A 12564-nucleotide genomic window follows, 5' to 3' on the forward strand; every position below is an offset into this window, starting at 1 on the left:
CCGCGTTGTAGCAATCGACACCATCATGGTGCTGGAGTAAGTGCGGGTAATGGCTGATCTTCCGAATACGCCGCTGCTCGACACCGTCGATACGCCGCACGACCTCCGCAAGCTCAAATCGAACCAGTTGCGCCAGCTGGCGGACGAACTGCGCGCGGAGACGATCTCTGCGGTCGGCACCACGGGCGGACATCTCGGATCGGGCCTCGGCGTGGTCGAACTGACCGTTGCCATCCATTATGTCTTCGACACCCCTGAAGATCGGCTGGTGTGGGATGTCGGGCACCAATGCTATCCGCACAAGATCCTGACCGGGCGGCGCGACCGCATCCGCACGTTGCGCATGGGGGGCGGGCTGTCGGGCTTCACCAAGCGAAGCGAGAGCGAATATGATCCGTTCGGCGCGGCGCATAGCTCGACCTCGATCTCGGCGGCGTTGGGTTTCGCGGTGGCGAACAAGCTGTCCGGCAAGCCCGGACGCGGCATCGCCGTGATCGGCGACGGGTCGATGAGTGCCGGCATGGCCTATGAGGCGATGAACAACGCCGAACAGGCAGGCAACCGCCTGATCGTGATTCTGAACGACAACGACATGTCGATCGCGCCGCCGGTGGGCGGGCTGTCGGCCTATCTCGCGCGCGTCGTGTCCAGTTCCGAATATCTCGGTCTGCGCAGTCTGGCGAGCAAGGTCGTCCGCAAGCTGTCGCGCCGAGTCCACAGCGCCGCTTCCAAGACCGAGGAATTTGCGCGGGGCATGGTGACGGGCGGCACGTTGTTCGAGGAGCTTGGCTTTTACTATGTCGGCCCGATCGACGGCCATAATCTCGATCATCTGATCCCGGTGCTGGAGAATGTCCGCGACGCGAAGGAAGGCCCGGTGCTGGTCCATGTCGTGACCAAAAAGGGCAAGGGCTATGCCCCCGCCGAGGCGAGCGCCGACAAGTATCACGGCGTGCAGAAATTCGACGTCATCACCGGCGCACAGGCCAAATCGCCGCCGGGGCCGCCATCGTACCAGAATGTGTTCGGCGAGACGCTGGCAAAGCTGGCCGAGACCGACCCCCGCATCTGCGCGATCACCGCGGCGATGCCGTCTGGTACCGGGGTGGACAAATTCGCACAGGCCCACCCCGAGCGCGCTTTCGATGTCGGCATCGCCGAGCAACACGCCGTGACCTTCGCCGCTGGACTCGCGGCACAGGGAATGCGGCCGTTTTGCGCGATCTATTCGACCTTCCTCCAGCGCGCTTACGACCAGGTCGTCCACGACGTCGCGATCCAGAACTTACCCGTCCGCTTCGCCATCGATCGCGCCGGACTCGTCGGTGCCGATGGCGCGACCCATGCGGGCAGTTTCGACGTCACCTATCTGGCGACGCTTCCCAATTTCGTGGTGATGGCCCCGGCTGACGAGGCGGAGCTTGCGCATATGACCAAGACCGCAGTCGAGCACGACAGCGGCCCGATCGCGCTGCGCTATCCGCGCGGTAACGGCACCGGTGTCGAGATTCCCGCCGAGCCGCAGGTACTGGAGATCGGCAAGGGCCGGATCGTGCGCACCGGGCACAAGGTCGCGATCCTGTCGCTCGGCACGCGGCTGGCGGAGGCGTTGAAGGCCGCCGACACGCTCGATGCCAAGGGGTTGTCGACCACTGTCGCCGATCTGCGTTTCGCCAAGCCGCTGGACGAGGCGCTGATCCGCCGCCTGCTGACCACGCACGAGGTCGCGGTGACGATCGAGGAGAATTCGGTCGGCGGCTTCGGCGCACACGTCCTGACGCTGGCGAGCGACGAGGGGCTGATCGACGCCGGGCTCAAGCTGCGCACGCTGCGCCTGCCCGACCGCTTCCAGGATCAGGACAAGCCCGAAGTCCAATATGACGAGGCGGGTCTCAACGCTGCCAATATCGTCGAGACGGTGCTGAAGGCGCTGCGCTGGAACGAGAGCGAGGTCGCGGGGGTGCGGGCCTAGGGTCTGGACTCAATACCTGCAATGCCCGTGACGGAGCGGATTTTGGTGCAGGGCAAGGCGAGAGGAGGAAGCGATGCGGCGTATCGTGACCGACGATCAACGCAGCCCTGCGCCAAAATCCGCCCGCCGTTTCGCGGTCGCTTTGGGAAGCCCGCTGGACTGCGTTGGGTCGCTTGCGCGTAGCGCCTACGCACTTCACAATCCGCCTTGCCAGCAGACTTCCCAAAGCGATCACGGGCGTTGCCGGTATTGAGTCCAGACTTTAAACCCCGCCCTCAGCGATCGAAGGTCAGCGCGGTATATCGTACCTCGCAGCCGCCCGCCGATTGCAGATAGCAGCCGACCTTGAAATAGGTCCGCTTGCCCGCAATGGTCCAGAAGCCGAGATTTTCCGTCAGCCGGATCGTCTCGCCATTGCCGCTGGAGAAAACCTCGATCGCGCCGCCGTTATTATAGGCGATGCGGATGCGCGCGGTCACGCCCGGGCCGGGCGCGGGTCCCAGATCGGTGAAGATCGTGTTGTTGTCGCCCAGACCGCGGCGATAGGCGACCCACATATGATTGGCCAGCCCTTCGCGGCTGGCGATCACGGCGATGCGGACGATCGGCGCACCCTCGGTCTCGCTGAACACCTGGGCGATGGTGAAGCTCGGCGACCTGCCGGCGTTCGCGGGTAGCTGGAAACTGGCGTCGAGTATCTTGTTAGTCGAGGACGCCTCGAAATTCGCGCCGCGAAGCTCCAGCCGCGTCGTCACCGACGCATTGCTGTCGACGACCCCATTGGTGAACGCAAAGACGAACCGGCCTTCGCTGTCGCGGTAGAAATTGTCGGGGTCGATGGTGAACGCTTGCAACGCGGCGGTGTTCATGCAGGCATTGATGCTCACCGGCCATTGCAGCGTCAGCGCATTGTCAAGTGCCTGACGGAACGCCGGATCGGAATAGGGCGACTGGCTGGTCGGGTTGGCAATGACGGGTTCGCACGTCGGCGTCGCGGCCGGTGTGGGGGTCGGCGTGGGCGTGGGCGTGGGCGTCGGCGTGGGTGTAAGTGTCGGCGTGGGTGTGGGTGTCGGCGTCGTCACGGTCCCGCCGCCGGATCCGGCGCTGCCACAGCCGGCGAGCAAAAGGGTGAGGGCCACGGATGTCAGGGTACTCGAACGCATTAAACAACCCTTCCAAGCGCCACCCGGTATGATACCGGTGTCATTACATGTTGTAGGACAACTTGCGAATCTTTCCGATGGAGAAGCGGTTCCGCGCGCGTGCACTGCTTTGGGAGCATTGATCGTGGCGCACGAATTGACGGGCGCGCAGGATCGGCTTACCCGTTTAATCGCGCGATTAGCCCAATGCGTCGTTGCCCGGCTTCTCTTCCGTTGGAAGGGTGCGAGTCCCACAGACAGGGAGGCCCGCATGCTCGTCAGATTTTCCCTTACGCTGCTCGCATTGACCGGATCGGCGCTGGCGCAGGACAAGCCGGCCGAGCCGCCCGCCCAGGTCAAGGCCGAAATGACTACCGAGACGTTCGAGATGTTCAAACTCGCCCCCGGCAAGACCGAGGATTTCATCCGCAGCCTGGCGGAGTGGGACAAGGTCAATGTCGCCGGAGGCGGCCAGCCGACGCGGCTGTACCTGCACGCTGGCGGCGAAGGGTGGGACGTACTGCTCTACAAGCCTGCGCGGGTGAAACCGACCCCGGCACAGGAAGCGGCGATGGCGGCGAAGATCAAGGAGCTGGGCCTGCCCACCGGGGCGATATACTTCCTCGAAATCCGTCAGAAGATGGCCGACCATATCCATTTCGAGGCGAGCGGACCGACCACTGCCGCCGCGTGGGTGACGGGACTCGATCGCCAGCGTGCCGAGGTAAAGGCAGGCAAATAGGCGGTTGTCCGGGCGGAATTTCCCCGCCCGGACCGCCTTGGAGGCTCATCCGGCGCCCAGATAGTGCCGCTGCGCCGCGTCGGTCGCGTTGACTGCCAGCAGGGTGTGCGACTCCACGCTGGTATGACGGCCGCGTCGGTCGGATGCGGCGTCCAGCACGCGATCGAGCAAGGCCTGCCCGTCATGCCACCAGCCCAGATCGCTGTCGGCATTCAGATGGCCCTGCGCACCCGCATCGAGGAATACGCTGCCCCAGTTCGCGGCGAGGTTGCGCGAGTGATCGATGCTCGCCCATGGATCGTCGCTGCTGGCAACGAGGATCGAAGGGAAGGGCAGCGGTTTGGACGGCGAGGGCGCGAACGCCCGCAATGCGCCATGCTCGCCGCCATCGACATCGGCGGGTGCGACCAGCAAGGCACCCGCGACCGGCAGCCCATAAGGCTGACCCGCCAGTTCCGCCCACCAGGCGACGGCGAGGCAGCCCAGGCTGTGCGCGACCAGCACCACCGGTGCCTGCACCTCGCGGATCGCCTGATCCAGCCTTGTCACCCAGCTGTTGCGGTGCGGGGTATTCCACATGCCGAGTTCGACCCGGCGGGTATCGGGACGCGATTGCTCCCACAATGTCTGCCAGTGCGACGGTCCCGAACCGCCAAGGCCCGGCACGGTCAGCACGATCGGCGAACTCACGTCATGCGGTGAGAAGATGGACATGGCCGAATCTCCTATATGACTGCTCCATGTCCGCTATGTTATTCCTATCGAATAGATAGGCAATAAACATTGCGTTGGAGCGACCCGTGGCTGCGATTGTCCGATCAGGCGGCGGCGGGGGGCTGCCATTGCGGGCGGACGTTCATCACGCCGACGAACAGCGGGGCGGCGATCTGGGTGGCGAGCCAGTGCTGAACTGCGGGGAGCGGCTGCGCGTCGAACCACGCCCGGTCGATCGCGGCGAACTGGCGGACGAACGGCATGATCGCGGCGTCGGTGAGCGAGCGGCGGTCGCCGCACAGCCAGCGCTGCCCGGTCAGCCGCGACTCGAGCATGATAAGGAACGCCAGCCCCGCGGCGCGGTGATCGACACCGTCGTCTGGATAACGATTGCCATATTTGGTGCGGTCGAGATGGCGCTTGAATCCGCCGTCATTGGCCGCGATCAGGGCGGTATCGTCGCCATTGAGCCACGTCTCGGGATCGTTCCGCCCCAGCGCCCAGCGCATGATATCGATGCTTTCGTCGATCACGCTGCCATCGGGCAGCACCAGCACCGGCACGGTTCCCTTGGGCGACGCGGCGAGCATCGCAGCGGGCTTGTCGCGTAGCTTCACCTCGCGGATTTCATGCGAAACCCCGCTGATCGCCAGCGCCATCCGCGCCCGAATCGCATAGGGGCAGCGGCGAAAGCTGTAGAGAATCGGGTCAGTCATCCGGGTCGGAAAACACAGTGCCGAGATGCGTTTCACCCCGCGCCTCGGCCAGTAATGCCTGACGGTGACGCTCGGCATAGCGGCTGCGCTGTTCGTCCGTGCGCTCGGCGTGGCAGGCGGGGCAGGCGACGCCCTCGACATAGTCCGGCGATTGGCGTTGCGCCGGGGTAACCGGCATGCGGCAGGCGCGGCACAGCTGATTGTCGCCGGGGGTCAGGCCGTGGCCGACCGAGACACGCTCGTCGAACACGAAACATTCGCCTTCCCAGCGGCTCTCGGCCTCGGGCACCTGCTCCAGATAGGCGAGGATGCCGCCTTTCAGATGATAGACATCGCCCAGCCCCTCCGACTTCAGGAATGCGGTGGATTTTTCGCAGCGGATGCCGCCGGTGCAGAACATCGCGATCTTCGGCGCTTCGCCCGGCGGCGCGAGCTTGTCTCGATTGGCGCGAAACCAGTCCGGAAAATCGCGGAAGCTGCGCGTGTGCGGGTCGATCGCGCCGCTGAAGCTGCCCAGCGCCACTTCATAGTCGTTACGCGTATCGATCAGGATCGTGCGAGGGTCGGCGATCAGATCGTTCCAGTCGTGCGGCGACACATAATGCCCGACATCGTCCAGCGGATCGATGTCGGGCTGACCCATCGTCACGATCTCACGCTTGATGCGTATTTTCATGCGCAGGAACGGCTTCACGCGCGAGCGCGATTCCTTCACATCGATCGCCGCGCATCCGGGGAGGGCACGGACATGCGTCAGGACGGCTTCGATGCCGTCGTCCGATCCCGCGATCGTGCCGTTGATGCCTTCATGCGCCAGCAGCAGCGTGCCTTTCACGCCATGCACGGCGCAGACTGCAACGAGTCCGTCACGGATTGCCCCACAGTCATCGAACGGCGTGAACTGATACAGCGCGGCGACACGGATCGGCGGACGGGTTTTAGGCAATGAAAGGATCCTGATGCGTAAGATCGGTGCGCGCGACCGTCGTGACTGGCCCGGTCGCTCGCCGGTTGTCTGTTATCAGGGAATTGGCGGGGGATAAGCATTTTTCTGGATGCGGCATGTGCATCGCCAAGCCGCTGCGGACGTTGCGACAGTCTCAAACTTGGGCGAAATGCCCCGCGCAGCACGCCCCGCTGCTGCTTTCGACATAGGATGCTTCCTGCCACCAATAATGCTGATCGGCGGCGCGGATCGGCGGCAGGATCACGTTTCGGGCGGCCGCAGTAGGCACTTGTGCGAACGGGGCCATCAGCGATTCCGGTGTATGTGCGACGCCGTTGACGACCACCTGCCTGACCGCCGCCGCATCCTCGATCCGTCCGAGCGGATCGCCCTCGACCAGGATCAGGTCGGCGAGCATGCCGGGTGCGATCCGGCCGATCGGCTCACCCAGGAACGCGCCGGAATGGCGGGTGGCGGAGAGCAATGCTTCATACGGGCTGACCCCGAATCGAACCATGCCGCGCAAATTGAGGTGCAGGCTGATGCCGGAGAAATCGATCGGCGCGTCGGTCCCCGTGACGACGTGCCAGCCCCGGTCCATGATGTCCCGGATCTGTTGCACCTGCCGTTTGAGATTGGCGAGCGCGGGGGCGGGGTCGGTGTCCTTCATCAATTTGGTGCGGGCCGCGAGCTTGCGTAATCCCATGACGGATAGAGCGTGCGGATGCGGGCATCCCGCAGCCAATCGTCATTCTCGCCGAGCAGGGCATGTGCGCTGAACAACATCGGGATACGCCCCGCCCGCGCCGCCGCGAACAGACCGTTGACATCCTGATAGCCGCCGCCCAGCGCCGTCATCGTGCGCGAATAGCCAAAACGGCTGGTGGCACCCATATGCTCGACCGCATCCATCCCGCTGTGCAGCGCGGGGTAATGGTGCTCGCCGCAACGAGGTGGCGCAGATGGGTTGGAGCGAGTTGTCCGGCAATATATGGACGCTGCCCGCCGCGCGGTCGAAGAGCAACCGCGCCAACGTGCTGCCGTTGCCTCCCGCCGCAGTGGAGCTGCTAGAGCAACTGCCCCGCCGCGACGATTGTGACGGGTATGTCTTCACAACGACGCAAGGCAGGAAGCCCTTCTCGGGATTCCAAGCAAGTGGCGTGCAGGGGTTCACGATTCACGACCTGCGCCGCACGACCCGATCCAAGCTGTCGGAGCTAGGTGTGCCATGGGAGGTGGCGCGGCGCATCGTCGGTCACAGCGTGGACCAGCTGGACGCCGTGTACGACCGGCTCAACTATCTCGACGCAAAAGGGGAGGCGCTGGTGCGGCTGGCCGACCACTATTCAGCGCTTGAAGGCGGTAAGTTGAATGCGACGATTTAACTTACGGGTTGCGGGGGTAGACGGACGGTCAAGCTGTCTATTTTGACCGTGCGTTGACGGCGAAAGCTAACGCGATATCAAGCGGACGGCCCTGAACCCCCGCAAGGTGTTGCGCAAATGCCTCGATCAGGCGGGGCTGCAATCGATCCACCGGCAAGGCAGCGCCCGGGCGCAACCATAAGACGAAACCAGCGAGACAACGGCAATCAGCCGGACCGCTAACCGCCCACAACCTAGTGCGGCAACGCCGGAGCAATCCGGCTGAGCCGCACCCCTTATTCAGTCCGCGCACGCTCGTGCTGCGGGATAGGAGGCGTCATGTTTGAAAAGCATATCGAAATTCCGTTCAGTGAGGACGACGAGGCGGAGCCGTGGATAAGAAGAACCGGCGGCTTGCTCTCGATCTCCCGCGCCAGACCGGCAACGCCCGTTAGCATGCCCGAATAGCCGACGATTGCGGCGACCCGCTGCTTGCGACGTAAACCAACGTGCAGCGCCATCATCGTGCCTGGCTGAACCCGACAATCGCCACCTCACGCTCGGTCAGGCCGTATTGCTCGAGCTTCCGGTTGATCAGGTCATTAACCGCGGGCGCCGCCGCCAGCGCGCCGGCGGCAAGTGCCGACGGATCGAACGCCGTGAGCGGCCACCATTGATAGCTCGGTCCCATGCCCAGTCGTTGTGGCGCGTTGGGCGCAAGGAACAGCGCGTCCGGCAAGGCGTGTTGCCAGCGCGGTGCAAGTGAGATCAGGTCAGCCCCGTTTGAGCCACAACCGTGCAAAAGTAGAACCAGCTTCGTTGGCGCCCCGCCCGTAAGCGGCTGTAGGCTTGCGCCATCTACGATCTTGGTCATCTTTCGTCCGAGCATTGTCTGACCGCAACATGGCCTTGCCAATCCGGTGCGCAAGATGCGCGGGCAGATCGGGTTAGCGACGGCTCCATCACCTGCTAACGAAAGCCATGGCGAAGAAGCGACGGCATCTGACGGCGACACTGCCCGACGGCTATGTGAAAACCATCGGCCCGACGGCCGAACCCTCCACGCATTATTGGCGCATCTTTGCCGTGCTTCAGAATGGGAAGACGGATGTATTCTGGGGTCATGCAAAGTCGCTTGCCGAGGCCCGGCAGAAGCGCACCGCAACAGAAGAAGCTGCCAAGGTGCGTGGGTGGGTAAAGCACGCTGTCTAGATTGTTGAGCTGGTCGAGACACCGATTGCTCCCAATGTCAGCTAGGCGCCCCATACCGGCCGCTCGCGTGTGCGCCACACGCGCCTGAAAGCTGACAGTATGCTTTTCGCGATTCCGGCTCAGATCGTATGTCTGAAGCTGGGCGCAATGAGGCCAAAGTGGCAGCGGCGCGTTGAGGGGTGATGACCGACATAATCAAGGATCTCCAACGAAAGATGGACGCTGCGTCGAGCGCTCTCGATTTCGAGGAGGCGCGGCGCATTCGTGACCGCATCAATCTGATGCGAGGCGGAGCGAGTGCTGCAGAGGTCGCGCAGGCCGACACGTCGGGTTTGGTTCGCCAGCAGCCGGGCGCCATGGGGCTCGGCACGAGCCGGCAGCGGCCCGTGCCTCCGCCAGGGTGGAAGCCGCCGCCGAAGCCCGACCTCATGACTTCTGGCCGCAAACGAAGGTGAGGATGGACGTCGTAAGTACCACCGTGCTCACCTTGCTTGTCGAACGTGAACTGGGAGCAACGATATGCCCAAGTGAGCCCTCGACCTCGGGGCTGGCCACAATTGCTTCAAAGAGCTGGACAGATATGCGGCAGGTTTCCTGGCTATGCGTCAGCAAACGGCCATTTGCAGCGCTCGAGCAAGTATGGCGCTATGCGACGTGAATCTGAGACTTTATCCAATCGCCTCCATCGGCTAGGAGAGATTTTATCGCTGGCGATAGAGAGAAACACGTGGAGACAATGACCCTTGACGGTGCCTCCGGCGCTGTGCCGCGTATCAAGATTGCCGATGCTGTAACGGATCGCATCCGCTATCTTATTCTGTCGGGCGAGATCGAGGACGGCGCACCGCTGCGGCAGGATGCACTGGCCGAGCAGATGGGCACAAGCCGAATTCCGGTCCGCGAGGCGTTGTCGCGCCTAGAGAGTGAGGGGCTGGTCGCCAGTTATCCGCATCGCGGCTATGTCGTCACCGGTCTGTCGCGCGACGAAATCGAGGAGCTGTTCGACCTGCGTCTGATGCTCGAGCCGGAACTGATCCGCTACGCGATCCCTCACCTGAAGCCCGAAGACATTGCCGATGCCGACATGATCCTGCGCGAATATAATGCAGCGTTGGCGAATGCCGATGTCAACAGTTGGGGCGATCTCAACCGCCGGTTTCACAACGCGCTCTATACGCCATCGGGGCGGACAAAGACGCTGGATATCGTGCGGGGCCTCCTGGTGAATTCTGATCGCTATACGCGGATGATTCTGACGTTCGGCGACGGCGTGACGATGGCGGAGGAGGACCATTCCGGCCTGTTCAACCTGTGGAGCAAGGGTCAGGTGAACCAGGCGGTGGCACTCACTCGCGACCATATTCAGCGAACGCGCGATGACCTGACAAAAATGCTCGATCAGCAGCACGCATAGACGTCGCCAAAACGGCGCATCCAATCGGCGCGTCGACAGCATATTGTCGCCAAAGTTTAGATTGGATTTTGTATCCAAAATAGATAACCTCGCCATCGACATGAAGAATTTTGCCCGGCGGAGTTTTAATAAATGCGATCTGACCACGCGTCTGTCCGGGATCGCGGCATCATGATTCCGCAGATGTTCAACGATGCAGCGGTCGCGGCGGCGCTGCCGCTTGATCGATTGATCGATTATATGGAGAGCGGACTCACGATCCCAATCAATGCGCCGTTGCGCATGGCGATCGGAGGCGATCACGGGCGCGAGTTGCTGATCATGCCTGCGGTTTCGGACCGATTCGCGGGTATCAAGATGCTGACGGTCGTGCCCGCCAACACGATCGAGAACAGGCCCATCAATGGCGGTTTGTTCGCCCTGTTCGACGCGACGACCGGCGCAGCGCTTGCTACGATGGACGCGGGCGAACTGACCGCTCGGCGCACGGCGGCAGTGTCGGCAATCGCCTCCCGCAGACTGGCGCGCAGCGATGCCGCAACCCTGCTGCTTTTGGGTACCGGGCATATTGCGCCCTATCTTGCAGAGGCGCATGCGGCGGTGCTCCCGCTGGAGTCCATCGCGATCTGGGGGCGTCGGGGCGATCGGACAGCGGCGTGTGTCGAGGCGGTCAAATCACGGCTCCCCGGGCTGCATATCCAAGGCGTCGATGACCTCGAACCGGCAATGCGAAACGCCGATGTCGTGACCGCGGCGACCCGCTCGCGCGACCCGCTTATACGTGGCGAATGGCTGCGCGAAGGCACGCATGTCGATCTGGTGGGGGGCTATCGGCCTGACATGCGCGAGATTGACGACGTCGGCATGCTGCGCGGCAGCATCTATGTCGATACGCGTGAGGGCGTGTTGGCCGAGGCAGGTGACCTGCGTTCGCCCATCGAGCGAGGGGTGATCGACCCGTCGGCAATTCTGGGTGATCTGGCGGTGCTGCTTGGCGGTGCGGGTCGGGTCGATGCGCGCGAAATAACTGTGTTCAAGAGCGTTGGCAGTGCGATGTCGGATCTGATCGCCGCGCAAATGGTGTGGGAAACCGCCGGTGGCTGATCCCGCCACGCTGGTGGTAGGCGGCGGCATTGTCGGTCTGGCGTGCGCGGTTGAAGCGCAGCGGCGCGGCCATGCGGTGACGCTGATCGAGCGTGACGAGCCCGGCCGTCAATGTTCGTTCGGCAATGCAGGCATCCTTGCCGTGTCGGAGATTTTTCCGCTGATCACGCCGGACCGGCTGCGAATGCTGCCGCGCATGCTGCTCAGCCGCGATGCCCCGGCGGTGATCCGCGTTGCCGACGCGTCGCGCGTGCTGCCGTGGATGCTACGCGCTGCCACATCCTTGTCGCGCGTTCGTCAGGACGCAATCATCGCAGGGCTGACCGCGCTGAACGGGAATGCGGTAACTGCATGGCGTAATCTGCTGGCGGATTGCGGCGCTGTGGACCTGCTGCGAGAACGCGGCATGATCCGTCTGGTGCGTGAGCAAACCGATCTGGCGGAACTGGTCGGCATTCGCGATCGGCTTGCGCGCTATGGATTTCCGGCACGTCTGCTCGATCACAAGGCGTTGCGTGAGCTGGAGCCCGCAATCGGCCAGGACGTCCTTGGGGGACTCTTGCATGAAAGCGACGCCGATGTCGGCGATCCGCTTCGCGTGTCGCAGGCATTATGCCAGTATTTCTCAGCCCGCGGCGGTACGATCGTCCGGGAAACCGCGCTAACGGTTCTAGCAGACGGGCGGGGCGGGACCGTGGTCACCGACATTGCCAGTCGCACGGCGGATCAGATCTGGATCACCGCCGGGATGGAGTCCGGCAAGTTGCTGGCGCCGCTTGGTGCGGTCGTTCCGCTACAGGCCGAGCGAGGCTATCATTTGATGCTGTCGGATAGCGGTGAGCGGCTGAATAGGCCGGTTACGTTTCAACGCGAATCCTGCGTTGCTACCCCAATGGGCGGCATGCTGCGGTTGGCGGGAACGGTCGAGTTCGCGGCGCAGAGCGCGTCACCGGACTGGTCCCGCGCCGACCGGCTGATCCGCCTTGCCAGCCGTTATTTCGATATACCGCTGTCGGGCGAGGGCGCGTCGCGATGGTTGGGCAGTCGTCCGTCGCTGCCCGACTCGTTGCCCGCGATCGGTCGGCTGAAGCGGGCACCAGCGATCGGCTATGCGTTTGGACATCAACATCTCGGCGTGACGCAAGCCGCGATATCCGCGCAGTTGCTGGCGCAGTGCATGGGCGGGGAAGCGACCGTCATTCCCGCCGCACCCTATCGTATCGATCGGTTTGGCTGAT

Annotated in this window: 16 protein-coding genes; 8 read left to right on the forward strand and 8 right to left on the reverse strand. The window is 63.5% G+C overall.

Features of this window, described 5'->3' with window-relative positions:
* The first annotated feature begins 49 nt into the window (after positions 1-49).
* Complete coding sequence (gene dxs / locus U1702_RS15870) at positions 50-1972, forward strand: 1-deoxy-D-xylulose-5-phosphate synthase (RefSeq protein WP_332726146.1); 1923 nt, start codon at positions 50-52, stop codon at positions 1970-1972.
* A 275-nt stretch (positions 1973-2247) separates the two neighbouring features.
* Here dxs and U1702_RS15875 read toward each other — a convergent pair whose 3' ends face one another.
* Positions 2248-3111 carry a polysaccharide lyase family 7 protein gene (locus U1702_RS15875; protein WP_332726147.1) on the reverse strand — a complete coding sequence of 288 codons (864 nt, stop codon included), beginning with the start codon at positions 3109-3111 and terminating at the stop codon, positions 2248-2250.
* A 274-nt stretch (positions 3112-3385) separates the two neighbouring features.
* Here U1702_RS15875 and U1702_RS15880 point away from each other — a divergent pair, with 274 nt between their 5' ends.
* Positions 3386-3856 (forward strand): hypothetical protein, encoded by a 471-nt coding sequence (locus U1702_RS15880; protein ID WP_332726148.1) that lies wholly within the window; start codon positions 3386-3388, stop codon positions 3854-3856.
* A gap of 45 nt (positions 3857-3901) precedes the next feature.
* Here the strand turns inward: U1702_RS15880 and U1702_RS15885 are convergent, their stop codons facing one another.
* The 5 genes from U1702_RS15885 to U1702_RS15905 form a co-directional block, all read right to left on the reverse strand.
* Positions 3902-4570, reverse strand: coding sequence for an RBBP9/YdeN family alpha/beta hydrolase (locus tag U1702_RS15885; RefSeq protein WP_332726149.1), 669 nt, complete (start codon positions 4568-4570; stop codon positions 3902-3904).
* A 104-nt stretch (positions 4571-4674) separates the two neighbouring features.
* The gene (locus tag U1702_RS15890) at positions 4675-5286 is read right to left on the reverse strand and encodes a glutathione S-transferase (protein ID WP_332726150.1); all 612 of its coding nucleotides are present in this window, start codon (positions 5284-5286) and stop codon (positions 4675-4677) included.
* Positions 5279-6232 carry an oxygen-dependent tRNA uridine(34) hydroxylase TrhO gene (gene trhO / locus U1702_RS15895; protein ID WP_332726151.1) on the reverse strand — a complete coding sequence of 318 codons (954 nt, stop codon included), beginning with the start codon at positions 6230-6232 and terminating at the stop codon, positions 5279-5281. The genes U1702_RS15890 and trhO overlap by 8 nt, the downstream gene beginning before the upstream one ends.
* Positions 6233-6386: 154 nt before the next feature.
* On the reverse strand, positions 6387-6902 hold the full coding sequence (locus U1702_RS15900; protein ID WP_332726152.1) for an amidohydrolase family protein: 516 nt from the start codon (positions 6900-6902) through the stop codon (positions 6387-6389).
* The gene (locus U1702_RS15905; protein ID WP_332726153.1) at positions 6902-7144 is read right to left on the reverse strand and encodes a hypothetical protein; all 243 of its coding nucleotides are present in this window, start codon (positions 7142-7144) and stop codon (positions 6902-6904) included. The genes U1702_RS15900 and U1702_RS15905 overlap by 1 nt, the downstream gene beginning before the upstream one ends.
* Before the next feature lie 50 nt (positions 7145-7194).
* Between U1702_RS15905 and U1702_RS15910 the strand changes: the two genes are divergently transcribed.
* Positions 7195-7617 (forward strand): site-specific integrase, encoded by a 423-nt coding sequence (locus tag U1702_RS15910; RefSeq protein ID WP_332726154.1) that lies wholly within the window; start codon positions 7195-7197, stop codon positions 7615-7617.
* 275 nt (positions 7618-7892) lie between these two features.
* Here U1702_RS15910 and U1702_RS15915 read toward each other — a convergent pair whose 3' ends face one another.
* On the reverse strand, positions 7893-8120 hold the full coding sequence (locus U1702_RS15915) for an alpha/beta hydrolase (protein ID WP_332726155.1): 228 nt from the start codon (positions 8118-8120) through the stop codon (positions 7893-7895).
* Entirely contained in the window at positions 8117-8470 is a 354-nt protein-coding gene (locus U1702_RS15920) for an alpha/beta hydrolase (RefSeq protein WP_332726156.1), read from the reverse strand. Before U1702_RS15920 ends, U1702_RS15915 begins: the two co-directional genes overlap by 4 nt.
* 107 nt (positions 8471-8577) lie before the next feature.
* Here U1702_RS15920 and U1702_RS15925 point away from each other — a divergent pair, with 107 nt between their 5' ends.
* The 5 genes from U1702_RS15925 (at position 8578) to U1702_RS15945 (ending at position 12563) form a co-directional block, all read left to right on the forward strand.
* Complete coding sequence (locus U1702_RS15925; RefSeq protein ID WP_332726157.1) at positions 8578-8808, forward strand: hypothetical protein; 231 nt, start codon at positions 8578-8580, stop codon at positions 8806-8808.
* Between the two features lie 182 nt (positions 8809-8990).
* On the forward strand, positions 8991-9263 hold the full coding sequence (locus U1702_RS15930; protein ID WP_332726158.1) for a UvrB/UvrC motif-containing protein: 273 nt from the start codon (positions 8991-8993) through the stop codon (positions 9261-9263).
* A 281-nt stretch (positions 9264-9544) separates the two neighbouring features.
* The gene (locus U1702_RS15935; protein WP_332726159.1) at positions 9545-10222 is read left to right on the forward strand and encodes a GntR family transcriptional regulator; all 678 of its coding nucleotides are present in this window, start codon (positions 9545-9547) and stop codon (positions 10220-10222) included.
* Positions 10223-10393: 171 nt separating this feature from the next.
* A complete protein-coding gene (locus U1702_RS15940) occupies positions 10394-11326 on the forward strand; it encodes a hypothetical protein (protein ID WP_332726160.1) in 933 nt (310 codons plus the stop codon).
* Complete coding sequence (locus U1702_RS15945) at positions 11319-12563, forward strand: NAD(P)/FAD-dependent oxidoreductase (RefSeq protein WP_332726161.1); 1245 nt, start codon at positions 11319-11321, stop codon at positions 12561-12563. Before U1702_RS15940 ends, U1702_RS15945 begins: the two co-directional genes overlap by 8 nt.
* Position 12564: the final 1 nt, after the last annotated feature.

It is taken from the genome of Sphingomonas sp. LT1P40, from assembly GCF_036663835.1.
In the GTDB taxonomy this organism is placed as follows: Bacteria; Pseudomonadota; Alphaproteobacteria; order Sphingomonadales; family Sphingomonadaceae; genus Sphingomonas.